The 24,570-nt window shown below is 61.2% G+C and carries 21 protein-coding genes; 12 read left to right on the top strand and 9 right to left on the bottom strand.

Annotated features, from left to right (window positions below; genetic code table 11):
* The first annotated feature begins 261 nt into the window (after window positions 1-261).
* Window positions 262-1,200, top strand: coding sequence for a peptidylprolyl isomerase (locus AB7813_RS17870; RefSeq protein ID WP_089267776.1), 939 nt, complete (start codon window positions 262-264; stop codon window positions 1,198-1,200).
* Between the two features lie 148 nt (window positions 1,201-1,348).
* On the opposite strand, the gene AB7813_RS17865 is transcribed toward AB7813_RS17870, so the two are convergent.
* Window positions 1,349-2,155, bottom strand: coding sequence for an SDR family NAD(P)-dependent oxidoreductase (locus AB7813_RS17865; RefSeq protein ID WP_441228250.1), 807 nt, complete (start codon window positions 2,153-2,155; stop codon window positions 1,349-1,351).
* A 122-nt stretch (window positions 2,156-2,277) separates the two neighbouring features.
* On the opposite strand from AB7813_RS17865, the gene AB7813_RS17860 reads away from it, so the two are divergent.
* Window positions 2,278-3,225 (top strand): GlxA family transcriptional regulator, encoded by a 948-nt coding sequence (locus AB7813_RS17860; protein ID WP_439083916.1) that lies wholly within the window; start codon window positions 2,278-2,280, stop codon window positions 3,223-3,225.
* A 12-nt stretch (window positions 3,226-3,237) separates the two neighbouring features.
* Here AB7813_RS17860 and AB7813_RS17855 read toward each other — a convergent pair whose 3' ends face one another.
* Both AB7813_RS17855 and AB7813_RS17850 read right to left on the bottom strand, forming a co-directional pair.
* Window positions 3,238-4,200: an acetyl-CoA carboxylase carboxyltransferase subunit alpha gene (locus tag AB7813_RS17855; RefSeq protein WP_093757526.1), complete on the bottom strand. Its 963-nt coding sequence runs from the start codon at window positions 4,198-4,200 to the stop codon at window positions 3,238-3,240.
* Window positions 4,201-4,339: 139 nt separating this feature from the next.
* Window positions 4,340-4,990, bottom strand: coding sequence for a DedA family protein (locus AB7813_RS17850; RefSeq protein WP_439083917.1), 651 nt, complete (start codon window positions 4,988-4,990; stop codon window positions 4,340-4,342).
* A gap of 297 nt (window positions 4,991-5,287) precedes the next feature.
* On the opposite strand from AB7813_RS17850, the gene cobS reads away from it, so the two are divergent.
* Genes cobS through AB7813_RS17830 form a run of 4 tightly spaced genes read left to right on the top strand, consistent with a single transcriptional unit; the run spans window position 5,288 to window position 9,724 of the window.
* Window positions 5,288-6,295 (top strand): cobaltochelatase subunit CobS, encoded by a 1,008-nt coding sequence (gene cobS / locus AB7813_RS17845; RefSeq protein ID WP_068729504.1) that lies wholly within the window; start codon window positions 5,288-5,290, stop codon window positions 6,293-6,295.
* Window positions 6,296-6,314: 19 nt separating this feature from the next.
* Window positions 6,315-6,710: a GNAT family N-acetyltransferase gene (locus AB7813_RS17840; protein WP_441228249.1), complete on the top strand. Its 396-nt coding sequence runs from the start codon at window positions 6,315-6,317 to the stop codon at window positions 6,708-6,710.
* Between the two features lie 9 nt (window positions 6,711-6,719).
* A complete protein-coding gene (gene cobT / locus AB7813_RS17835; RefSeq protein ID WP_093758161.1) occupies window positions 6,720-8,621 on the top strand; it encodes a cobaltochelatase subunit CobT in 1,902 nt (633 codons plus the stop codon).
* A gap of 50 nt (window positions 8,622-8,671) precedes the next feature.
* A complete protein-coding gene (locus tag AB7813_RS17830) occupies window positions 8,672-9,724 on the top strand; it encodes an esterase-like activity of phytase family protein (protein WP_439083918.1) in 1,053 nt (350 codons plus the stop codon).
* A gap of 4 nt (window positions 9,725-9,728) precedes the next feature.
* Here AB7813_RS17830 and AB7813_RS17825 read toward each other — a convergent pair whose 3' ends face one another.
* The 3 genes from AB7813_RS17825 to AB7813_RS17815 all read right to left on the bottom strand — a co-directional run bounded on the left by AB7813_RS17825 (window position 9,729) and on the right by AB7813_RS17815 (window position 15,065).
* Entirely contained in the window at window positions 9,729-12,458 is a 2,730-nt protein-coding gene (locus AB7813_RS17825; protein WP_439083919.1) for a bifunctional diguanylate cyclase/phosphodiesterase, read from the bottom strand.
* Window positions 12,459-12,583: 125 nt separating this feature from the next.
* The gene (locus AB7813_RS17820; RefSeq protein WP_439083920.1) at window positions 12,584-14,074 is read right to left on the bottom strand and encodes a sensor domain-containing diguanylate cyclase; all 1,491 of its coding nucleotides are present in this window, start codon (window positions 14,072-14,074) and stop codon (window positions 12,584-12,586) included.
* Window positions 14,075-14,315: 241 nt separating this feature from the next.
* Window positions 14,316-15,065 carry an SDR family NAD(P)-dependent oxidoreductase gene (locus tag AB7813_RS17815; protein ID WP_231078896.1) on the bottom strand — a complete coding sequence of 250 codons (750 nt, stop codon included), beginning with the start codon at window positions 15,063-15,065 and terminating at the stop codon, window positions 14,316-14,318.
* 349 nt (window positions 15,066-15,414) lie between these two features.
* On the opposite strand from AB7813_RS17815, the gene AB7813_RS17810 reads away from it, so the two are divergent.
* On the top strand, window positions 15,415-16,341 hold the full coding sequence (locus AB7813_RS17810) for an AraC family transcriptional regulator (RefSeq protein WP_231078897.1): 927 nt from the start codon (window positions 15,415-15,417) through the stop codon (window positions 16,339-16,341).
* Between the two features lie 253 nt (window positions 16,342-16,594).
* Window positions 16,595-17,227 (top strand): HAD-IA family hydrolase, encoded by a 633-nt coding sequence (locus tag AB7813_RS17805; RefSeq protein ID WP_441228248.1) that lies wholly within the window; start codon window positions 16,595-16,597, stop codon window positions 17,225-17,227.
* A gap of 237 nt (window positions 17,228-17,464) precedes the next feature.
* On the opposite strand, the gene AB7813_RS17800 is transcribed toward AB7813_RS17805, so the two are convergent.
* The gene (locus AB7813_RS17800) at window positions 17,465-17,797 is read right to left on the bottom strand and encodes a PepSY domain-containing protein (RefSeq protein WP_439083922.1); all 333 of its coding nucleotides are present in this window, start codon (window positions 17,795-17,797) and stop codon (window positions 17,465-17,467) included.
* A gap of 244 nt (window positions 17,798-18,041) precedes the next feature.
* Entirely contained in the window at window positions 18,042-18,215 is a 174-nt protein-coding gene (locus tag AB7813_RS17795; RefSeq protein WP_439079996.1) for a DUF2283 domain-containing protein, read from the bottom strand.
* Window positions 18,216-18,346: 131 nt separating this feature from the next.
* Here AB7813_RS17795 and AB7813_RS17790 point away from each other — a divergent pair, with 131 nt between their 5' ends.
* The 4 genes from AB7813_RS17790 (at window position 18,347) to AB7813_RS17775 (ending at window position 20,711) form a co-directional block, all read left to right on the top strand.
* On the top strand, window positions 18,347-18,790 hold the full coding sequence (locus tag AB7813_RS17790) for an SRPBCC family protein (RefSeq protein WP_439068648.1): 444 nt from the start codon (window positions 18,347-18,349) through the stop codon (window positions 18,788-18,790).
* Between the two features lie 60 nt (window positions 18,791-18,850).
* The gene (locus tag AB7813_RS17785) at window positions 18,851-19,504 is read left to right on the top strand and encodes a dihydrofolate reductase family protein (RefSeq protein ID WP_439083923.1); all 654 of its coding nucleotides are present in this window, start codon (window positions 18,851-18,853) and stop codon (window positions 19,502-19,504) included.
* A gap of 323 nt (window positions 19,505-19,827) precedes the next feature.
* Entirely contained in the window at window positions 19,828-20,094 is a 267-nt protein-coding gene (locus tag AB7813_RS17780) for a hypothetical protein (RefSeq protein WP_439084264.1), read from the top strand.
* Window positions 20,095-20,378: 284 nt separating this feature from the next.
* Complete coding sequence (locus AB7813_RS17775; RefSeq protein ID WP_441228247.1) at window positions 20,379-20,711, top strand: helix-turn-helix domain-containing protein; 333 nt, start codon at window positions 20,379-20,381, stop codon at window positions 20,709-20,711.
* A gap of 130 nt (window positions 20,712-20,841) precedes the next feature.
* On the opposite strand, the gene AB7813_RS17770 is transcribed toward AB7813_RS17775, so the two are convergent.
* Window positions 20,842-24,540 (bottom strand): DEAD/DEAH box helicase, encoded by a 3,699-nt coding sequence (locus tag AB7813_RS17770; protein ID WP_439083925.1) that lies wholly within the window; start codon window positions 24,538-24,540, stop codon window positions 20,842-20,844.
* Between the last annotated feature and the right edge of the window lie 30 nt (window positions 24,541-24,570).

Here is a 24,570-nt window from a genome sequence, read left to right as displayed (position 1 = left end):
GTGCGGAGCGCCAAAAAAGCAAGACCCCGGGAGATGAGTGGGAGCAGGGCAATCAGGGGTTCAATGACCACGGCGCGGCCGAAATCGCGCCTTCGCCACCGGCCCGGTCGGGGAGAGATATGGCCCGTGTGGGGGGTTGTCAACGGCGCGAACCTCTCAAGGATTTCATCATTTTGACAGAGTTTTCGCGTTGCCAAGACGGTACGTTTGGGAGAGTGTCCGCCGTCCCCAACAGGCTCTTATCCGAGATAAGGATTTTCCATGACCTTCGTATCGCTCGCCCTGACGCCGGGCCTGCGCCCGGGCCGCACCCTGGCTGCCCTGACCGGCGCCGTTGCGGTGGCCTTTCTCACCAGTTTCCCGGTTTACGCGCAGGATGCCAATCCGGTCCTCGCCAAGGTCAACGGCCAGGAAATCCGCCAGAGCGACGTCACCATTGCCGAGGAAGAGCTCGGCCCGAGCCTCGCCCAGATGGATCCCGCGACCCGGAAGGACAATGTGCTGTCGTTCCTGATCGACATGAAGATCGTCGCCAAGGCGGCCGAGGACAAGAAGATCGCCGATCGTGAGGATTTTAAGTCCAAGCTGGCCTTCGCCCGTAACCGTCTGCTCATGGACAACCTGTTGGCCGTCGAGGGCAAGGAAGCCCTGACCGACGACAACATGAAGAAGGTCTATGAGGACGCGGCCAAGCAGATCACCGGCGAAGCCGAAGTCCATGCCCGCCACATCCTGGTGGAGAGCGAGGCCGAGGCCAAGACGGTCGCCGACGAGCTGAAGAAGGGCGCCGATTTCGCCGAACTCGCCAAGAAGAAGTCGAAGGATCCGGGCGCGGCCGATGGTGGCGATCTGGGTTTCTTCACCAAGGACCAGATGGTGCCGGAATTCTCCGCCGTTGCCTTCGCGCTGGAGCCGGGCAAGATCTCGGACCCCGTGAAGTCGCAGTTCGGCTGGCACATCATCAAGGTCGAGGAAAAGCGCAACCGCAAGGCGCCGGAATTCGACCAGGTGAAGCCGCAGATCGAACAGTATGTCGTGCGCAAGGCGCAGGCCGACTACGTCACCAAGCTGCGTGAAGGTGCGAAGGTTGAGCGTATCGATCAGGCCGCCGCAACGCCTGCTCCGGCGGCACCCGCCGCGCCTGCTGCCAAGGACGCGCCCAAGCCGGCCGACAGCAAGATGGCTCCGGCAAAGAAGTAATTCTGGACTCGAAAAGCCCGCCCTCTGTCGAAAGGGCGGGCTTTTTGCTGCCTGTAACACATACGCTGTCATGGCCGGGACAAGCCCGGGCATGACAGAGTTTTAGTTGCCGGGCTTGGCAGATAATCCCCGGCCGAGCCGACAACGTCTATGCCGGTACGGTCACCCGATAGCGCGGCGCTGGCGTCGCATGACCGAATTTGGTCGAGAGGGCGCGGCGATCTGCTTCGAAGCGGGTCCAGTTCGCGCCGTCCTGCAGGCCCGGAATAGTGACGAGCTCACCCTGGTCGAGGCCGGCCAATGCAGCATCGACCATGTCGTCAGCGCGCATCACTGTGGCCTGATCCATGTTCTGGTGTGGGAAGCCCGCGATGTCCCAGAATTCGGTGGCCGTTGCGCCCGGCAACACCGCCTGCACGCGGATGCCCTTGTCGGCGAGTTCATGCACCAGCGAATGGCTGAAGCTGAGCACATAGGCCTTGCTGGCTCCGTAGACGCCGTTGAGGATTTCTGCGCCGATACCGACGATCGACGAGATGTTGATGATCGTGCCTTTGTTGCGCGCGACGAAGCCGGGCACGGCGGCATAGGTCAGCCGTGTCAGTGCGGTGACGTTCAGCGTGATCATGTCTTCCATTTTGTCGACATCGGCATTGAGCAACGCCGCCACCGCGCCGACTCCGGCATTGTTGACCAGCATCGTAATGCTCGCATCGTCGCGCAGCGCGGCTTCGACCTTTGCCAGATCGGCCTTGTTGCCGAGATCGGCGGCCAGTGTGCGGACCGATCGTCCGGTTTCGCTGGTCAGTCGCTTGGCGAGGGCCGCCAGGCGGTCCTGGTTCCGCGCCACCAGAATGAGGTCGTAGCCGCGCTTGGCCAGCCGGTCCGCGTAGACGGCGCCAATACCCGTGGAAGCGCCCGTAATCAGTGCCGTGCCCTGATGTGAATTCGTCATTGTCGTTCTCCTGAATGCTCTCGGCCGCAGCGGCCGTGTCAGGAAACCTAGTCTTGCGCGGGCGCGTCTTAAATGTCATATAAGCGGCGTTTTAGGACGTTTTGTCCTGAGAGAGCGGACACATGCAGCGCATCGGCCTTGTTGTTTCCCCGGGGTGCTCGCCCATCAGCCTTGCGGCGATGTCGGTCTTTGAACTGGCCAATATGCTGACCGATCCGCCCACCTATGATCTGCATGTGTTGTCGGAGCGGGGCGGTCAGGTCGGCACCTCGCTGGGCATGAGTTTGACCACCGAACCGTTCAATGCGGCTGATGCCTATGACACGCTGATCATTGCCGGCGGTCTGACGGTCGAATCCGCGACGCCCGGCCTGATCGATTTCGTGCGACAGGCGCCCAAACATGCGCGGCGTGTTGCGTCCATCTGTATCGGCGCCTTCGTGCTCGCCGAAGCTGGCATTCTCGATCAACGGCGCGCGACCACGCACTGGTTCTATGCGCGCGACATGCAGAAGCAATTTCCGAAAGTGAAGGTCGATGAAGACCGCATCTTCGTGAATGACGGTCCAGTTTGGACCTCGGCCGGCATGACCGCGGGCATCGATCTCGCACTGGCGATGGTCGAGGCCGATCTCGGCGAGGACGTCGCACGCAATATCGCGAAAAAGATGGTCGTGTATCACCGTCGCGCGGGCGGTCAGTCGCAGTTCTCGGCGTTGCTTGAACTGGCGCCGAAATCGGACCGTATTCAGAAGGCGCTCGCTTTCGCGCGCGACAATCTGCAGAAGCCGCTGACGGTGAATGATCTCGCCGATGCTGCGAGCCTGAGCCCGCGGCAGTTCAGCCGCGCCTTTCACGCCGAGACAGGCCAATCGCCCGCCAAGGCCGTCGAGCATCTGCGGCTAGAGGCCGCGCGGTTGATGATGGAGCAGAGCCGGCATCCCATCGACACCGTCGCGCAGCAGACGGGGTTTGCCGATCGTGACCGCATGCGCCGCGCATTTCTGCGCGCCTATGGCCAGCCGCCGCAGGTGATCCGCCGAAATGCGCGGTCTCAGATGGACGCGTGAGAGAACGTCAGCTCAGCCAATCTTGCGGCCGATATCCAGAAACTTCTGCCGGCGCTGCTGACGAATAGTCGCCGCGTCCATGCCGCGCATGTCGTTGAAAGCCTGGGCGATGGCGTCGCCGGTGATGGCGATCATGGCGGCGGGGTCGCGGTGGGCGCCGCCCGGCGGCTCTTTCAGGATGGAATCGATCACGCCGAAACGCAGCAGATCCTGCGCGGTGATCTTCATATTAGTCGCGGCTTCCTGCGCCTTGGATGAGTCGCGCCACAGGATCGACGATGCCGCTTCCGGCGAGATTACGCTGTAGATGGCGTGTTCCAGCATCAGCACCTTGTTGGCGGTGGCAATGGCGATGGCGCCGCCCGAGCCGCCTTCGCCGATGATCACAGCGACATTGGCAACGCCAAGGCCGAGGCAGGCATCGGTGGAGCGTGCGATGGCTTCAGCCTGGCCGCGCTCTTCCGCGCCGATGCCGGGATAGGCGCCGGCGGTGTCGACCAGCGACAGCACGGGAATGTTGAAACGGTCGGCCATCTCCATCAGGCGAACTGCCTTGCGGTAGCCTTCGGGGCGGGCCATGCCGAAATTATGCTTGAGGCGGCTCTCGGTGGTGTTGCCCTTTTCCTGGCCGAGCACGCAAACGCTCTCGCCGCGGAAACGGCCGAAGCCGGCCACCAGCGCTTCATCCTCGCCGAACTTGCGGTCGCCGGCGAGCGGCGTGAATTCGGTGATCAGCGCTTCCACGTAATTCATGCAATGCGGGCGCTGCGGATGCCGCGCGACCTGGGTCTTCTGCCACGGCGTCAGGTTCGCATAGAGCTCGTGCAGCGCGGCGACGGCCTTGTCCTCGATGCGCACGATCTCCTCACCGATGTCGCTGCCGCTGGCGGCCAGCGTGCGCAATTCATCGATCTTGGAATCCAGCTCGGCAACGGGCTTTTCAAAGTCGAGATAGCTGCGCATGGGTTCGGACATTCACTGGATATGGGAAGGACGGACGGCGGGCGAAACTGCCGGTGCAGGCTTTTCAAGTCAATCGGGGCTGCAAGTCAAGCCGAGGAGGCGTCATTTACTCTGAAAAATCAAAGAGATATTTCAACGTTGAAACGCCTTTTTATGACGTTTCCATTGCTGTGTTGCGCTTGCGGCGATGCCACCACCAGACGGCGGCACCGGCCAGCACGGCCGCCACGATCACGGCCTGAATCCAGTAATGCTTGGCTTGGCCTTCGAGGCCGGCAATGCCGCCATAGCGGTCCAGCACCGACACTGCGAGCACGCCGGGTAACACGTGCGCCGGCGCCCAGAGCAATGCTGCGGGGATGTTTACGGCATAGAATTTCGCCGGTGCGGTCCCCAATGCTCCGGCCGTGACCGGCACGAAAGCGCGGATGGGCGGAACGAAGCGGCCGAGGAACACGGCCAGCGTGCCGAAGCGATGGAAGAAGGCCTCGCTCTGCGCCACCACGCCCGGATAATTCGAAAGCGGCCACGCGTCGAGCAGTTGTCGTTGCCGGACATGCCCGATCCAGAATGCGCTCCCGTCGCCGAGCACGGCGCCCGCCACGGCGGCCGCCAGCACCGCCACGAGATCGAGGTCGCCTGCCGGAATCAGGGCGCTCAGCGCCAGAATGACCGTGGTGCCTGGGATGAATGTTCCGAGCACCGGCACGGCTTCCAGCAAGGCAGCGAGGAAAATAGTGAGGTAGCCCAGCCAGGCATGCGCGGCGACAAAATGGGTCAGGGAATCGATGAAGGACGTCACGAAATTCCGATCCAGCGCGGGGTGCCTCAGCCAACTGACAGCATATATGATTGAAATGGCCGGCCGCGCCGTTCGATCCCCAAATACCGCTGCAAATTGATCGACCCGGAGCATCGGCTGATTCGCAGGGCAGACTTCCAAAAATTGCCGTTAGAACCTATCTCGATGATAACATTCGGGAACTTTGATGAAGGGCTGGGCTTTGTCCAGCCGCGGCTCTCTGATACGTTCCACAAAGCACCCCATCCGCAGCCATTACTAGACTGGTTTCGGGATATCCGGGACCACGGAGGATTGATGACCGCCGCCTCGACCAAACTGCAAGAAAAGACCGACGCGTTGATTGGCATTCCCGACAAGATGGTGTCGGTGCGCAAGTTGTTCGGCATCGATTCCGACCTCGAAGTGCCTGCCTTCTCCGAATCCGATCCGCATGTGCCGGACACCGATCCCGATTACCGGTTCGATCGCGCCACCACGCTCGCCATTCTCGCCGGTTTCTCGCGCAACCGCCGCGTGATGGTCACGGGCTTCCACGGCACCGGCAAATCGACCCATATCGAGCAGGTCGCTGCCCGCCTCAACTGGCCCTGCGTGCGCGTCAATCTCGACAGCCACATCAGCCGTATCGACCTCGTCGGCAAGGACTCCATCGTGGTCCGGGACGGCAAGCAGGTCACCGAATTCCGTGACGGCATTCTGCCGTGGGCTCTGCAGCACAATGTCGCGCTGGTGTTCGACGAATACGACGCCGGCCGTCCGGACGTGATGTTCGTGATCCAGCGCGTGCTGGAAGTGTCCGGCCGCCTGACCCTGCTCGACCAGAACAAGGTCATCAAGCCGCATCCGGCGTTCCGCCTGTTCGCGACCGCGAACACGATCGGTCTCGGTGACACGTCGGGCCTCTATCACGGCACCCAGCAGATCAACCAGGGCCAGATGGACCGCTGGTCGATCGTCACTACGCTGAACTATCTGGCGCATGACGAGGAAGTCGAGATCGTGCTGGCGAAGGCCAAGCACTATCAGAACCCCGAGGGCCGCGACATCGTCAACAAGATGGTGCGCCTCGCGGATCTCACGCGTAACGCCTTCGCCAATGGCGACCTGTCGACGGTGATGAGCCCGCGTACGGTGATCACCTGGGCCGAAAATGCCGACATCTTCAACGATATCGGCTTCGCGTTCCGCGTGACCTTCCTGAACAAGTGCGACGAACTCGAGCGTCCGCTGGTCGCCGAATTCTATCAGCGCTGCTTCAATGCAGAGCTGGCGGAAAGCTCGGTGAATGTGGCGCTGAGCTGATGTGATGGCGAAGGTTACCGTGGAGCGCACGATTGGAGCAACCAAGCGCGCGGTTCAAGGTGGCCTGTTTCGCTACAATGTCGAGAAAATGGGGAAGCAGAAGCACAAGAGCTTCGCCATCTCTTTGCGCGACAAGAAAGAAGTCGTCGGCGGCATTGTTGGCGAAGTCTGGATGACCGTGCTGTTCATTCAGCTCTTCTGGATCGATCAGCAGTTTCGCGGCAAGGGTCATGGCAAGGCGCTGATCGAATCGATCGAGGATCAAGCGCGAAACTTCGGCGCGGTGCGTGCCTATGTTGATACGATGAGTTTTCAGGCGCCAGACTTCTACCGCGCCTGTGACTATGAAGCTTTAGGCACCATCGATGGTTATCCAGGCGGCGTGACGCGCCACTGGTTTACCAAGGCGCTGTAGGGACTGGCGATGAGCACGACGACGACCAACAAATTCCGCCCCGGCTCTAAGGAAGCGCCGACCGAGCCGTTCAAGCGCGCGGTGACGTCGTGTTTGCGCGCCATCGCCAAAGCGCCCGAGCTTGAAGTGACCTTCGCGGCCGAGCGGCCGGGTCTCTCACCGGGCAAAGCCCGTCTTCCTGAACCCGCGCGAAAAATGAGCAAGCGCGACGCCGCCATCGTGCGCGGCCACGCGGATTCGATCGCACTCAAACTCGCCTGTCACGATCCCAAGGTTCACCGCAAGCTGATGCCGGGTAATCCGCAGGCGCGCGGCGTGTTCGAAGCCGTCGAACAGGCCCGCGTGGAAGCGCTCGGGTCGCGCCGCATGGCCGGCGTGGCGAAGAACCTCACGGCGATGCTCGACGATCATTTCCACCGCGGCAAGTTCGACGAAATCACCGACCGCGCCGATGCGCCGCTGGCCGATGCGCTGGCGATGCTGGTGCGCGAGCGCCTGACCGGCATGGCGCCGCCGGCTGCCGCGAAGAAGATGGTCGACCTCTGGCGGCCGGTCCTCGAAGACAAGATCAGCGATCGCCTCGACCAGCTCGATCGGTTCGCGGAGAACCAGGCCAAGTTCGGCGATGCCGTCCATGACCTGCTGTCGGCGCTGGAGCTCGGTGACGATCGCAATGCCGAGCCGGATGACGAGGAGAGCGAGGACGACGAGCGCCAGGGCGAGAACGATCAGGCCGGCGCCGAAGGCTCGCCGGAGAGCGACGCCTCCCAGGAAATGAGCGCCGATCAGGCGCAGCAGTCGTCCGACGAAATGTCTGACAGTTCGATGGAGAGCGCGCAGGCCTCTGCATCGGACACGTTCGACGAAGACGGCGAGATGGGCGACGACGAAACGCCCGGCGAAGCCACGCGTCCGAATTCGCGCGGCGCGAACGAGCCGCGCGGTCCGGAATATCACGCCTTCGCGCCGAAATTCGACGAGGTCATCGCAGCCGAAGACCTCTGCGATCACGACGAACTCGAGCGGCTGCGCTCCTATCTCGACAAACAGCTCGCGCACCTGCAGGGCGTCGTCGCGCGTCTGGCCAATCGGCTTCAACGTAAGCTCATGGCGCAGCAGAACCGCGCCTGGGACTTCGACCTCGAGGAAGGTATTCTCGATCCTGCGCGCCTGTCGCGCGTGGTGACGGACCCGCATCATCCGCTGTCCTTCATGCATGAGAAGGAAGCGACGTTCCGCGATACGGTGGTGACGCTGCTGCTGGACAATTCCGGTTCGATGCGCGGTCGCCCGATCACGGTCGCTGCGACCTGCGCCGACATTCTCGCGCGCACGCTGGAGCGTTGCGGCGTCAAGGTGGAAATCCTCGGCTTCACGACGCGCGCCTGGAAGGGCGGGCAGTCGCGTGAAGCGTGGCTCGGCGCCGGCAAGCCCGCCAATCCGGGCCGCCTCAACGATCTCCGCCACATCATCTACAAGTCGGCCGATGCGCCGTGGCGCCGCGCGCGCAAGAATCTCGGTCTGATGATGCGCGAAGGTCTGCTCAAGGAGAACATCGACGGTGAGGCGCTCGACTGGGCGCACAAGCGCCTGCTCGGCCGTCCCGAGCAGCGCAAGATCCTGATGATGATTTCCGACGGCGCGCCGGTGGACGACAGCACATTGTCGGTCAATCCCGGCAACTATCTGGAACGCCACCTGCGCCACATCATCGAAGAGATCGAGACCCGCTCGCCGGTCGAACTGATCGCCATCGGCATCGGCCATGACGTGACGCGCTACTATCGCCGCGCTGTGACCATCGTCGACGCCGAAGAACTCGGCGGCGCCATTACCGAGAAGCTGGCGGAATTGTTCAGCGAAACGGCAGGGCCGGCACCGACCCATGGTCGGCGACGCAGAACGCATTAGGCTTACAGGATGGGTTTTGCTTTGCTCTACCCATCCTCCGGGGCCATCGCTTGACTGCTCATCTCACCCGTCGTCACTTTCTTGCAGTCGCGGCTTCAGCAGCCGCGCTGCCGTCGCTTGCCCGTGCGCAGCCCGTGCTGGTGCCGGCAACGCCATCGGTCCGTGCGCCGGTGTCGATCGAGATCGAAGCGCGGCCGATCCCGGCTTTCGATACGCGTGATCGCACGCATACACGGTTCGGGTCGCTGCAATATCGCAGCGGATTGGTCCTGACGTCGCGCTACCAGGACTTCGGCGGCATCTCCGGTCTTCGCCTGGACGACAAGGGCGAGGGTTTCATCGCCATCAGCGATAAGGGCAACTGGTTCACCGGCAAGATCGCCTATAGCGGCGATACCATGGTCGGCATTGTCGATGTCGAGGCGGCGCCGATGCTGGGCGCCGACGGCAGGCCGATCACCGCGCGCGGCTGGTACGATACGGAGTCGATCGCGGTGGACGGACCGACGGTCTATATCGGCCTCGAACGCGTGCATCAGATCCTGAAATTCGACTTCGGCCGCGATGGCGTGCGGGCCCGGGGCGAGCAGATCCCGCAGCCGCCGGGCATGCGCAAGCTGCCCAGCAATGGCAGTCTCGAAGCGCTGGTGGTGGTGCGCAAGGACAGGTTCAAGTCTTCGCCGCTGGCCGGCATGCTGCTGGCGATCTCGGAGCGCGGGCTAGACAGCGCCGGCAATATTGCGGCCTGGATCATCGGCGGCAAGGCACCGGCGAATTTCTCGGTTCGCCGCACCAAAAATTATGACATCAGCGATGCGGCGCTGCTGCCATCCGGTGATCTGCTGCTGCTGGAACGCAAGTTCTCGCTGTTCGGCGACACCGGCGTCCGCATCCGCCGGATTCCCCTCGCATCGATCGTGCCGGACGCCGTCATCGACGGCCCCACTATCTTCGATGCGGATCTCGGCTACGAAATCGACAATTTCGAAGGGCTCGATGTCCATGTGACGCCGGAGGGCGACACAGTGCTGACGCTGATCTCGGACGACAATTTCTCGATGCTGCAGCGAACCCTGCTGATGCAGTTCACGCTCGTAGAATAAACGGTCAGGCCGCAGCCTCGGCCTTGTTGGCCTGATGCGCGATCAACAGATCCCGCAATTCTGCTGCGGGCTTGGCGGGGCTGAACAGATAGCCCTGCATCTCGGTGCAGCCGAGCGCGCGCAGCAGCTCCTTCTGCCGGGGCGTCTCGACACCTTCGGCCGTCGTCGTCATGTTGCGCGAACTCGCGATATTGACCACGGCTTGCACGATCGAGGACGACCCCTGTGCATCGGCGATATCGGTCACGAAACAACGGTCGATCTTGATCTTGTCGAACGGGAAACGCTGCAGATAGCTCAGGCTCGAATAGCCGGTGCCGAAATCGTCCAGCGCAATGCGCACGCCGATCTCGCGCAGCCCGTGCAGGATTTCCAGTGCTGTCTCGTCGTCGCGGATCAGCACGGCCTCGGTGATTTCGAGCTCCAGCCGCCGCGCCGGCAGTCCGGACGCGGCGAGGGCGGCGGTCACCTTCAGCGCCAGTGACGCGCAGCGGAATTGAACCGGCGAGACATTGACCGCCACCCGGATGTCGTCGGGCCAGTTGGCAGCCTCGGCGCAGGCGGTGTTCATCACCCATTCGCCGAGCTCATTGATGATGCCGATATCTTCGGCGACCGGAATGAACTCGGCCGGGGAGATCATGCCGCGTTCGGGATGACGCCAGCGCAACAAAGCCTCGCAGCCCACGATGGTGTCGTCGCGCAGCGTCAGCAGCGGTTGATAATAGACTTCGAAACCGCCTTTAGCGAAGCCGCCATCGCCGGCGGCGTGACGTAGTTCAAGCTCCAGCGAGCGACGGGCCTGCACCCGCGCATCCATTTCGGGCTCGAAGAAACGGAACGTGCGGCGGCCGTCGGCTTTGGCGCCATACATCGCAAGGTCGGCGTTCTTCAGCAGCGTATCGAGGTCTGCGCCGTCGCGCGGCGCCAGCGCGATGCCGATCGACGCGTCGGTGAGCAGGCTGTGGCCGAGACAATCGAATGGCTGGCGGATCGCATCATAGATGCGGCCGACAAGATCTGTGATGTCGGCATGGCTCTCGACGCCAGTCTGCACGATAGCGAATTCGTCGCCGCCGAGCCGCGCCACCACGTCGGAGCCGCGCACGCAGCCGCGCAGCCGCAGCGCGATGCCCTTGAGCAGTTCGTCGCCGACGGGATGGCCGAGCGAGTCGTTGATGCCCTTGAATTCGTCGATGTCGATATAGAGCACCGCGCATTGCGCGCCGCGCGCGACGCGCTTCAATTCGCGTTCGAGCTCGTTGCGGAACAGCGTGCGGTTCGGCAGGTCGGTCAGCGCATCGTAATGCGCCAGATGCGCGATCTTCTCCTCGGCATTGCGCCGCTCGGTGATGTCTTCATGGGTCGCAACCCACCCGCCATCGGCCACCGGCCGCGACGAAATCTGGATGGTGCGGCCATCGGCGGTCTGCATGATCTGGATGTGCGACCGTCCGACGTCGCGCAACACTTCCGCCACATAGGCGTCAACGCTGCCAGCGAATGAGCCCGTTTCCTTGCGATGCGCGATCACGTCACGGAACGGCCGGCCGGGTGTGATGACCTCGCGCGATAGCCCGTACATGTCGAGATAACGCTGGTTGCAGACCACCACGCGCGCCTGCGCATCGAACAGCAGCAGGCCCTGTGTCATGTTGTTGATGGCGGTGTCGAGGCGGTTCTTCTCCAGCGTCATCTGCAACTGTGCTGCACGGTTCTGCCGCTGGATGTGACGGATCATCAGATAAAGCAGGCCTGCCAGGATCAGGGCCGACAGCGTCGCGAGGGTCACGAGAAATTTGGTCTGGTCGCGCCAGTTGGCCAGTGTGCCCTCGACCGTCGTGGTTGCGACCAGCGCGACCGGAAAGTTTTGCAGCAGGCGGATCGAGCCGAGCCGATCGATATTGTCGATGGGGCTGACGGTGCGGATGGTTGCGGGCGCGTCGCTGAAGCGCAGATGTTGCAGCAGCGGGCCGCTATTGAAAACCTTGCCGATCGACGAGGGCGTCTGCGGGTAGCGCGCCAGCAACGTGCCATTGCGGTGGAACATCGCGATGGTCCCGTTCTCGCCGAGCGAGACGGAGGCAAAGAATTTTTCGAATTGCTGCGGTTCGACGCTGCGCGTCACGATGCCGAAGAATTCGCCCTTGGGCCCTGTAATGCGACGTGCGAACAGCGTCTTCCACCGGCCGGTGATGCGGCTCAGGACGGGCTGCACGATCTCTTCGTCCTGGGTGAAGGTCTGCGATTTGAGTTTCTGGAAATATTCACGGTCGGCCAGCACCAGATCCGGTCCGGGCCAGGCTCCTGTCCAGTTGACCAGACGGCCTTCGGCATCGAGAACGGTGATGTCGTTGACGAATTCATCATCCACCTTCGACTTCAGCATCATGTGGGATTCGTAGCTCGACATGCTGCTGGCAAAGCTGTGGACCGACATCACGCCATTGGCGAGAAGATGAGCCGTGAGGCTCTTCTGGATGCGCTGCAGATCCTGGAACTGCTGATCGAAATGCCGGCTGAGCAGCAGCACGGTGTTTTCAAGTTCGCGGTTGGAATTGTCGATCGTGCGCTGACGGAAATTGTTCACGGTCATCGCCGTGCCTGCGGCAATGGTGACGATCAGCACGGCGCCAACGACCACGAGCCAGCGCACTGGCGCGCGACGTGTCGTCGAGCGCCCATCGCCATGTTCGGCGGAGCCCGGCGCTGAAACGCGCACGTCGTTCGTCATTCGCCTCCCCAGCAGCCGCATGAATTCCTACCCCTCGTGCATAGGAATACCCGAGCAAGGGTGGAAGACGCGTTAGGAAGTCAGGTGAACCGCGGGTTAATTACAACCGTACAAATGGTATCTGCTTACGCCGCAAGGCTTTTCTGCAGCGGTGCGACCGGCCATGTCTGGTTGCGACCGTGCGCTTTTGCGGCATAGAGCGCACTGTCGGCATTGCTGATCAGGTCGTTCGACGTGGTTAGCGATGACGGCACGAGACACGCTGCACCGACGCTGATCGTCGTCGTGGTCATGCCGTCGCGCTCGAGATGGCCCACCTCGACGCGGATTCGTTCGCCGAGTTCGATGGCGTCGGCCAGCGAGAGGCCCGGCAGGATCAGGGCGAATTCCTCGCCGCCATAGCGCGCGGCGCAATCGCTGGCGCGTTTGGCATGCCGGGCGATGCTCCAGGCGATCCCGCACAGAACGAGGTCGCCGGCCTGATGGCCGAAATTGTCGTTGAACACCTTGAAGTGGTCGGCGTCGATCATCAGCAGCGAGATCGGCGCGCGGACACGCTGGGCGCGCTGCCATTCCTTATCCATGACCACGTCGAAATGACGTCGGTTGGCGAGACCGGTGAGGCCGTCGGTCATGGCGAGGCGTGCCATCCTGTCTTCCATCTCGCCGCGCTTGCCCATCTCGCGCGCCAGGATCAGCATCAGCGCGCAGGCGATCAGGCCGAGGGCAGCCATGGCGCCGCCGATCTGCAGCGCATCCTTGCGCCATTGGCCGAAGATCACGTCGGTGGAGCGGCCGACCATCACGATCAGGGGATGCGCGCCTTCACGCCAGACGAACAGCCGCTCGATATCGTCATTGGAGCCGCGCCCCACAAAGGAGCCGGAGAAATAGGCCAGCGCCTTCTGCACGCCGCGCATTTTGCTGACGTCGCGGCCGATCACGTCCATGTCGAACGGCGCACGCATGACGATGACGCCATCCTGCCGCAGGACCGTGATGACGTCGTTGGGTTCGAGCTGCAGGCGATCGACCATCTCGTGGAAATACGTGTAGCGGATGAAGCCGGAGACGACACCGATGAGAGTTCCGTCGCGCGCCGCAATACGGCGGCTCAGTACGATGCCGTAGCTGCCCTGATGCAGCATCGGCTTGGAGATATAGAGGCCGAACAGCGGATCGCGCTTGTGCACCTTGAAGAATTCCTCATCGGCGAAATTCTGCTGCTTCGGATCCAGCGTCGACGAATCCAGCGTCACATTGCCGGCGACATCCATCACCTGGATGGCGCCGAAATGGCGCGCGGTGGCGGCGTGGTCGAACAGGATCAACTGCCGCATCGGCCGCGAAATCTCGACCAGTTCCGGCGAGGTCATGTTGCTGACCACGTTGCGCAGCGACAGATCGTAAAGTTCCACATTGCGGGCGACATCGGCATCGATGCTGGAGGCGAGGTTGCCGAGCGTCTGGTGCGCCAGCTTCTCGTCGCCGCGGCGCATGCTCATCAGCACGCTGCCGCAGATGACTGTGAATCCGACAACGACGATCGCCGCAGCGGCCAGCAGCCAGCGCGGGGAGATCCGGCGGGTCGTCTCGGATGTATTACGGGCCAGCATTGGCTTTCGTCGATCAAAAAGGACTGCGTTACAATCACCGACGCATAGCATCAGAACCGGTAATTCTTTGACAGCTACGCGGTGATCAACAGTTTCGTTTCGCCGTTTTGTGACGGGCGGTTAATAGGATGTGAAAGAAATCGAGACGCTTTGGTCGGCGAATGCGCAAAAAGAAATATGGGCGTGCCGCGCAGGCACGCCCATAAACGTCGGGAGGGAACCTGGAAAGCGGGTTCCCACGTCACCGCATGGCGCCGGCCACCATGATGTCGCGGCCGGAACGATCAGCACTGTCGTCGCAGGTCAGCGCCACGGCGATGTCGGCGATGCCCTCGGTTGTGTGGTTGCGCGCAGCGGGCAAAGCGATGAACTGCCGGTTCCGCACGCTGCCGTCGAGCACGTCGATGGCGGCGGGTTCCTCCGGGCCGAGCATCCCGGGTGCGATGGTGCTGACGCGGACATTGCGCGTGCCATAGGCCCGCGACAGCCCGCGCGTCATGGCATCGATGGCGGCGTCGGCGCCGGGGTCCGGCAGTGATGCGGGCGCTGTCGGAATCCCGTCGAGGGCGGTGAGATTGACGATACTTCCGCCGGCGACGCCGAACATCCGCACCGCCTCCTGGCACAGCAGCATGGCGCCGAACACCTTCAGCTCGCGCTGCCGGTGCAACTCGTCCTCGGACACCACGTCCTCTATTTCGCTGCGCGCGAAGGCGCCGTTATTGACGAGAATATCGAGCCGGCCGAAGGTCGCCGCGATTTCCTCATAGAGCCGCCGCACGTCCGGCCAGCGGGCGATATCGCCCTGCACGGCGATGGCGCGGCCGCCGCGCCACACGATTTCGGCGACCACGCGCGCCGCGCCGCGGGGATCGTCCGCGTGATGCACGATCACCGCCGCGCCTTCTGCGCCGAAGCGCCGCGCAATGCCCGCGCCGATGCCGTCCGCGGCGCCGGTCACGAGCGCAACTTTTCCTGCCAGTCTTGTCATGGCATGTCCTTGGATCTGGATGATGTCTGTCTTGATCGTCAGTCGTGTGCGTAGATTTTGAGGCGGAATCGATCCGGGCGTGATCGCGCCCCGACAACAGTCTGGACGCGCAAGGCGGGGAGTTCGACCCGATACCCGTATGGCCTGGCAGATCCGAGGCCCGCGGGCGGCTCGCCGATCTGCTCTGTGGCTGACGCTGTTATCGCAAACGCAGCCGCGTCGGCGTTAGCGCGATCCTGCATCTGTTTTGCACGATCCTGCAAAAGTGATGGCGCGGCCATTTCCCTGCCACGGCACTGCACCTAGATACACCTCGGCATAAAAGGCCTGCCGCTTGAGGGGTTTGCGTGTGACCGAGACGATTCGTGAGATTGCCGACATCATTGCCCGTTACGCCGCCAATGGCAGCGACCATCCGACCGGCCTCGCCAGCCTCTATCTGAAGCGGCAGACCGAGCCGACGCAGCTCGTGCATACCGCGCAGTGGCCGTGTTTCGGCCTCGTGGCGCAGGGCGCCAAGCGGCTGCAACTGGGCACCGAGACCTACACCTATGCCGCCGGCGATTATGTGCTGGTGTCGCTCGATCTGCCGATGTCGTCCTGCATCGTCGAGGCCTCGGAAGCGCAGCCGCATCTCGGCATGGGCTTTGCGATCGATCCGCAACTGTTGAAGGAGGTGCTCGGCCGGTTCGGCAACGGCCATGCCGATGCGCCCGCGCATCCGCAGCTCCCCGAGCGCGGCGTCGTCGTCGCCAAGGCCTCCGCCGATCTGCTCGACGCCACGCTGCGGCTGCTCCGCCTGCTCGACCGGCCGCAGGACATTCCGGTGATGGCGCCGCTGCTGGAGCAGGAGGTGCTGTATCGCCTGCTCGTCGGCCCTTACGGCGCGCGTCTGCGGCAGATCGCGCTGGCCGAAAGCCCGAGCAACAAGGTCGCCAAGGCGATTTCCTGGCTGCGCAGCAACTATGCCAGCCCGCTCCGCATCGAGGATCTCGCCGACCGCGTCGGCATGAGCGAATCGTCGCTGCATCACAATTTCAAGACTGTCACCGCGATGACGCCGATGCAGTATCAGAAGCAGCTTCGTTTGCACGAGGCGCGCCGCCTGATGCTGGTGGAGCGGCTCGATGTCGGCAGCGCCGGCTATGCGGTCGGCTATCAGAGCCCGTCGCAATTCTCGCGCGAATATGCCCGGCTCTACGGCCAGCCCCCGATCCGCGACGTCGGCTCCGCGCGCGGCCCCGTGCTCGGAGGCGAGGCCCGCGTCGCGGGGTGACGGTGTCACCCTGACTTTTTGCGGACACCGGCAATCTCGCTTCACCGTCGTCCATCTGGACTCTCAGCGACGCACCGACCCCTCCACGTCATTGCCGGGCTTGACCCGGCAATCCATCTTTGCCCCGGCGTGTGAAGCCAAAGATGGATACGCGGGTCAAGCCCGCGTATGACGTCGGAGTGTGAGGCGCGCTTTAAGAGTAGGGATTCGCGCGCGGCCACGCACGACAACGAAGCAACAACAAGGGAAACACATGATCTCTGCGGTGATCTTTGATTTCGGCGGGGTGATCACCTCCTCGCCCTTCGAGGCCTTTGCGCATTACGAGCAGAGCCATGGCCTGCCGAAGGACATCATCCGCCGCACCAATGCGGATAACCATTTCGAGAATGCCTGGGCGAAATTCGAGCGCGCCGAAATCGATCTCCCAACCTTCGACGCTTTGTTCGCCGCCGAGTCCAAAGCGCTCGGCGCCGAAGTGCCCGGCCGCGATGTGGTCAAGCTGCTGAAAGGCGAGATCCGCCCCGACATGGTCGAGGCGCTGCGCCGTATCAAGCAGACGTTCAAGACCGGCTGCATCACCAACAATCTGCCGGCCAATGCCATGGGCTCCACCGACGGCCGCGCGCTCTATGTGGCCGAAGTGATGGTGCTGTTCGATCACGTCATCGAATCCGCCAAGATCGGCCTGCGCAAGCCCGATCCGCGCATCTACACGATGATGACCGACAAACTGTCAGTCGATCCGAAACATTGCGTCTATCTCGACGACCTCGGCGTCAACCTCAAGCCCGCGCGCGAACTCGGCATGACCACGATCAAGGTGACATCAGGTGCACAGGCGATCGCAGAGCTGGAAGCCGCGACGGGATTGAAATTGAGGTAGGCGCTGACGCTACTCCAGTGTCACGACGCACCGTCGGTCATGCCCCCTCTCCCCTTGCGGGAGAGGGTCGGGGAGAGGGGTAGCCACAAACTCCGTCGCCCGCGGCCCCCTCTCCCGGCGCTACGCGCCACCCTCTCCCGCAAGGGGAGAGGGGAGCCATTCGCGTCGGCGCCTCAAAAGCACCCACAAAAACAAACGGCGCGCTCATCGCGCGCCGCCTGCTCACTTCCCACCCGATCAGATAATCGAACGTTCCACATGGCGCACTTCGCCGGTGCGCGCATCGATGTCGACCTGGATCCACTTGCCGTATTGATCGCGGCCCTCGATCTCCCATTCGTTGTCGTCGAAATGGGTGTTCTGCACCGTCACCACGCCGATCCCCGACGCGATCGCCAGCGCATCCTGCAGCGTCAGCGGGCCGGATGGCACCACCACGGCGGCGCGCGGCGCGGGCTGGCGCATATAGACATCGGCGGCGACAGCCGGCGCCGCGACGCCAATCGCGCCCGCCAGTGCCAGCGGAAGCAAGGCCTTCGAAAACACGGCCTTCTTCAAAATCTGTTGCATCGAAATCTCCTCATCTGTCCCACGCGCCGCATGCGGCGCAACCGGGTTAAGAACGGTGCACGCTGCACTGCGTTCCCGGAGGAAATGAGGCGATTTGGTGCGGGAAAAGCGGTGATGCGCTATACTGGCAGCAGCACATCAGCACTCTCACGAATGAGATTTTTGGTCGAGGTCAGTGATGACAAAGAGAGCTGGCAAAGCGTTGGTGAAAAACCGCAACGTCCGCGGGTGAGGGGCCTTGCGCTTACTCTGCTGCGCTCACCGCTGGCAGCGCGAACGTCTCGATTCGCGTGAGGTCGAGCTTGCCGGATGCCTGATCGATAGCGAAGCCCACCACATCGCCGTTGGCGTCGAGATCGACCACCAGCCCTGCGACGATTTCCCGGCTCCCGGCGCCGGGCGCATCCTTCAGCGCGATATAGAGACTGTCAGGATTTTTATTCCGCTGAGATGTCGGGGCTTGGCGGGCCCGTTCGTCATGGATGTATCGGGCGGCGGAAGCTGCCCGCCGGACGACAACCGAAGTAACCGAGCCACAGGAAGAAGCCCATGCCCAGCACGATCCGTCTGCATCGCGTTATTGCCACCAAGCCCGAGAAGCTTTACCGCGCGTTCCTCGAACCTGACGCGATTGCGAGCTGGCTCCCACCCTACGGATTCACATGCACCGTCCATGAGCTGGATGCGAAGGTCGGTGGCCATCACAGGATGTCATTCCGGAACTTCACCACGGGCGGCAGTCACGCCTTTGGCGGGACCTATCTGGAGCTCGTTCCCGGTGAGCGTCTCGTCTACACCGACCGCTTCGATGATCCCAACCTGCCGGGCGAGATGAAGGTCACGGTGACGTTGAAGGCCGTGTCTGTCGGCACGGAGGTGAACATCGAGCAGCAGGGCGTGCCCGACGTGATCCCGGCCGAGGCCTGCTATCTCGGCTGGCAGGAATCCCTGCGCAAGCTCACGAAACTCGTCGAGCCCGAGATCAACCAGTAGCGCCGTCGCTTCCGGAACGGTTTAAGAAAACGCGACCAACGGCAGGAAGGAAGGCCAGCCATGTCACTCGCCCGTGTCCAACATGTCTCCGTCTCGCTCGACGGTTTCGCCACCGGCGAAGGCCAGAGCCTTGACGCGCCGTTCGGCCATGCCGGCGAGCGGCTGCATCAATGGATGTTCGCGACCCGGTGGGGTCGCCAGATGCTCGGCCAGCCCGGTGGCACAGCGGGCATCGACGACGCGTTCCTGCGGCTGTTCGCGCCCGGGATCGGCGCCGAGATCATGGGCGCCAGGAAGTTCGGTCCCCCCACATGGCATGAGGATCCGGACTGGAAAGGCTGGTGGGGTCCCAACCCGCCGTTCCATACGCCGGTCTTCGTCCTCACCCATCGTCCGCGCGCATCGATCGACATGGAGGGCGGCACGGTGTTCCACTTCATCGACGCTTCGCCTGCCGAGGCCCTTGAGACGGCCCGCGAGGCTGCGGCCGGCAAGGACGTGCGCATCGGCGGAGGTCCCACCACGATCCGCGACTTCCTTGCCGCCGGCCTCGTCGATCACATGCACATCGTGGTGGTTCCGATCCTGCTCGGCCGCGGCGTGCGCCTGTGGGATGGCGTGGAGGGTCTTGAGAAGGACTACGAGATCGAGACGACATCCTCTCCCGGCGGGGTCGCACACATGACATTCGCTCGAAAGCACCAACCGCCATGAGAAACGGCGCCAGAAACCGATCCCAAAATGCCATGTCGTCGAACTGCCGAAGGCGTTCGGTAACGGCGCGCTCCACGACATGAGGAACCGATGGTCCGTTTGGCGTAGGGGAGTGCCGAGACCACCAGATCGATGATGAGCGTTTCGTCGCAGTCTGTGATCGGAATATTCGGAAAGCGCCTCAGGTCGCGCCGGGGCAAGCTCGGGAGGCCGGGGCGCGATGTGCGGAAACTGCAATGTTGCAATGCGGTATTGAACTGTGCAATGCAGCAAAAGAAGTCTAGGCTCCCTCGTTCAATCCTACGAGGAGCTTAACAGTGAAGATGACCTTTTCGATCGCCGTCGCGGCCGTGATCTCGATTGCGGGTGGCTGCGCCGGCTTCGCTGCGGAGTTGCCGACCTATGGATCGGCGGGTTTGCCGATATCGGCGGTGCAGGTTCGCGTGCTGGGAGCTGCGAACGTCCAGGAACAGTCGGCGGCGCCAACCTCCACGGCGTCTCTGCATCAGCTGAGAGTTCTGGCACCGCGGACGGAAATGACGACCGCGACGGCACCAACCCGGACCGAAACCGCTCGCTCACTTCGTTGACCGACACCTCGTACCGATATCGCCGCGTCTTTCATTTTCGAAAGGGCTTCGCGTGCACATCAGGGCGGTGCCGCACCTCTCCCCGCCGGGGAGAGGTCGCCGCGTCTTCGCGGCGGTGAGGGGGCTCATGACAGACGGGCGATCCATCTGCTCAATGTCACCAATCCCGTGATATCTCTATCAGACGAGAGGTTCGCGATGACCTCGACAGCTAAAAAACCCGACTAACAAAGGGCGCGAGAAAGCGTGCGATGACGGCCGGCAAAAAGGCCGGGACAACACGCGTGACAAAGCGCAACACCCGCCTGACCCTGGAGCTGCTGGAAACGGCGCGTGACATGCACGCCGGCGGTGTTCTGACAGACGGTGTCCGCGACAAGATCATGATGCGTCACCTCGGCGGTGCCGCCACTCCTGCAGATCCGGCTGAACTAATGGGCGAGGACATCAAGGCCCTTCGCGAGCAGGCCAATCTCAGCCAGGCGGTGTTCGCAAGCTACCTCAAGCTGACAGTCGGCTATGTCTCCAGGCTCGAGCGCGGCACGGAAAGTCCGAAAGGACCGACGCTCGTCCTGCTCGATGTCATCCGCCACAAGGGCTTTGAGGCGATTCTTTGAGTGCGATAAGAGCCGTGAGTTGCGCGCGCCGCGTGCGGGGCAACCGGGTTGAGAACGATGCACGCTGCGCTGCATTCCCCGGGGGAAATGAGGCGACGTTGTGGGGGGAGCGGAGTTACCCTTGATGGATCTAGCGTTCTACTTCGATCCACTTATTTCGACTCCGTTTTCCAGAACTTACGCGTCCAACGATAGAATTGGTGGATAGCTCAAAGATGGCACCCACGTGATGAACGCGCAGCCCCATCATCGTCTTGACCTGCGAACAAGCAGCTAGATGTCGACCGCTGGGTGAACGAACTGCAGCCTCAATGATACACTTTCCGCCGCCAATGGCATTGGCAACGCGCTCAGAAACGTTGCTCCATACATGAGCTTCCTCGGCGTTTCGCCGCACACCATCCAGAATTTCCGCGAGGGGCCTCAAGCGGGGCTGGCCAGCTTCGTCAATATACTCAACATGGATTGGTAAGCCGGTTAGCTGGCAGTCACGAATATCGTCGGGGTGCGTCTTTCGTTCGCTCCACACGCAGATCTTTGCCTCGCTGGGCGCGCAAAATTTAGATGCGGCCGATCTGACTGCAATTTCTTCTAGAACCCGACATTGCGAGATGCTGCTATTCACTAAGAAGCGTTTCAATGCTCGTTTGCTGGTAATGTCACAACGGCCGAGGCCAATGGGTAAAACCTTCTTTCCTGTAACCTCGCATCGTTCCAGCACGCCTAGTCTAACAGCATACCCGGTTACTTCGCATTTTTCAGATTCATCATGCGTGATTGGCTGTCGGGTCTCGTGGCAAACAACGAACTCAGTGCTGTGCCCACTTCTCCCTGAAACGGCCGATATTTTCTTCTGATCGACACGGTAGTTTTGGCCCGATATCTCGCTCTTTGCGATCTCATCGCGCAACACATAGTCCTTCGTGAAGTTGCATACCTCAAAATGCTCTGGTTCGGCTTTGACCCCGCTGAGCGCGGAAACCTTGAGGAGGTCAGAGCGAACGAACTGTCCGGAGATGGCCGACTTTTCAGCCTCGTCGGCTAAAATGCGTTTATTTGTTACGCCGCATGTCACCATGAATTCTGGAAGCGCCATACGACCGCTGACCTCGGATCGTTCGAGTAGGTGGCTCAAGACCTCAGCACCGGTTACGTCGCATTTCGATATGCAAGAATTCGGAACGGTTTTTCCTGATTTTGAACACAGAGCTAGTTGAGGGGCTCCTGCCACAACCTTGTTGTGTGGGGTGATCGTGATCTCACTCTCGTAATCCGGTCCGGAGTTAAATCTGTAGCTTGTCTTAACCTCAATTTTTCTATGGAGCTTACCCTCTAAGCCAACCAGCATCATTTCTAGTCGCGGGGTAAATTCGTCTTGCAGCTTCTTTCGTTTGCGCTCGTCTTTCGACGATTTTGTTTCTTGCTCGCGGCGCTCTAGGTAAAAGCGACAGAATTCTGAGATGTGCTCGTCGCCGCTAGCAGCGGTTTGTAATTTTTCTATCAATAGCCCGAGTTCATTGGGATTCTCGAAAGATCGGGGCAAGGGCGCCAGCGCAGGGCGGCCCCTCGAAGTATACGCGTCTTCGTGTAAGCAGGCGACGTCGACCAATCGTTCATAACTATCGTGAGCAACAGTCGCTCTAACGCGGATCACTGCGGTTCCATTAAATACGCGCGTGATTCTTCCAATCTCGGTAGAAGTCTTTGTTCCGCCGAATGTTTCAGCCCAAGCGGAGGCGGTGTCGTCGCAAGCTTTAGCCGGGTCTATGTCTAGATCTTCAACGTCATGCACCCCCGACGCTACAAGCCTGCTAACGAGACGTTGGAACGCTGGCGCTCCTGGGCCATAAAATGTGCTTTTCAGGTTTGCCGTTGTCTGTTCCTGAAAACGTATGTACTCGCGGCCCGCATTCTCCTCAGCGAGAAACAATCCTGCTGGATGGGGTGTAAGTCGAACTCCGACTACATCGAGTGCTTTTAGAGTAAACTCTTCGGCGCCCATTGTGTGGGGAGTTGGAGGCAGGCTGGGAGATCGAGGCCCTACGTACTCGCTACCATCCATGCTGCCGAGCATTTCACTGATCGCGGCCTCCTCGCGTTCTAATTCGGCTTTGGCGTCCTCAATGCTCTTTTCTGCAAGGCGCGTTGCCTTATCGGTGTCTTTTCCTGCTAGCGCGGCGAGGACCAATTTAAGTATTTGCTCCTCAAAGCCTTCTCCATTGTCGTCATCGCCTTCTCCGATATCAGATCCGTGAAGTAGTGCCTCGACGTCGCCAATTGCGTGAGCGGCCATCTGGAGCTTTTCCATGAGGCGTCCAACGATATATTCTTCAAAGGTGCCGCGTAGCGTAACATTATAGATGCTCACATAAGCATGATTGGAAGCTAGGCGCTGAACACGGCCTATTCGTTGCTCCACAATCATTGGATTCCAAGGCAAGTCGTAGTTGACGAGTACATTTGCGACCTGAAGATTCACGCCCTCAGAGCCCGCTTCGGTTGAAACGATGACTCTGCAGCTCGGTGGATCGGCGCGAAACCGATTGATCGTCTCTTGATTGCGTTCTCCAGAGTCTCCGTTAATTATCCCGACCGTCAGTCCCTTCTGTTCAAGGAAATTCTGAATAGTTGTTTGCGTCTCGCGGCGGATCGTAAAGATCACAAGTCGCCAGTCTGCTGGACTTTCTTTTTTAAGTTTTTCTATGAGGCCACCGAGACCTAGAAGTTTGGCAGTTGGAGGCATTGTTGTGACAATGCTTTTCACTGCGGCGGCCAAATCGGCCGGCACAGTGCCTTTGCGCGCCATATTTAGTAATTGCGCCATCAAGGCTTCGGGGCTGCTTGTAAGCGCCTGTAAAATTGAGATCTGAGTTAGCTTGTTGAGCTTTTGTATTGGTTTGGCGATTGTCTTGATGAGCTCAAGTTCCGCTGACGTCGGATCAACTTTATGCATCAAGACTTTACGGTCCGGGAAATAGAGTTGAGCGTCTCCTCGTCGTACCCGAGACATATAGCCGTAGACGATCGAACGAAATTCCTCACGCGCCTCGTGCTTTAGCTCGCGGGCATCTTCTCTATCATCCGCGATGAAGCGCCGGGCAAACATGCCCGGGCTTCCGAAGGGGTTGTCGTGCCCCCTGGCCACGGTCAGCAAGTCCACTAGTGAGTAAAGATCCCACAGGCGATTTTGAATGGGCGTTGCAGTCAGCATCAGAACAAAGCGAAAGCGCCGAGCGTCTAGGGCCTTCCTAAATTGCTTGGCAACTTCGGGCGGCTTCTTAGTGCCATATAAATTGCGAAGTTTGTGTGCTTCATCGAGGATCAGCATCTGAAAGCGATCCTCGGGAATTCTTTCGAGGTACAATCTCGCAGAGTTGTAGGTAGTAATGATCGCAATAGTCTCTTCGGCAGGCTCTTCTAGAAGCTCTTTCCCAATTGCAATCTGCGCCAAGATATCAAATTTTGCCTCAAGTTCCTCCTTCCATTGCTGTGCCAGTATCTTGGGGCAAACGATCAAGATTCTTGATAGACGAGACCTCGCCTTCAGTTCGCTGACGATCAGTCCGGCGCTAATTGTTTTTCCTAAACCGACGTCGTCAGCAAGCAGAGTGACCGGCAGTCGTCGACAAAAGGTGACGAGGTTGCTGACCTGATGGCGATATGGCGTAAGCCTGTCGCGCCAGCCTTGTGTGGATTTAAAATCTTCGGGGCCGTCTATTACAATCGGATCAGTCAAATCCCATTCGAGACCTGCTCGATAGACGCGGTATTCCTCAGCGCTTCTCTTACGGCTCAGGAGTTTCGTATGAAATTCCGACGCTATGTCCATTCAGTCCGATACTCCAGCTCGGTTCAACCG

This window comes from Tardiphaga sp. 20_F10_N6_6 (genome assembly GCF_052076045.1).
In the GTDB taxonomy this organism is placed as follows: domain Bacteria; phylum Pseudomonadota; class Alphaproteobacteria; order Rhizobiales; family Xanthobacteraceae; genus Tardiphaga; species Tardiphaga robiniae.
This window is presented reverse-complemented; position numbering and strand designations above follow the sequence as displayed.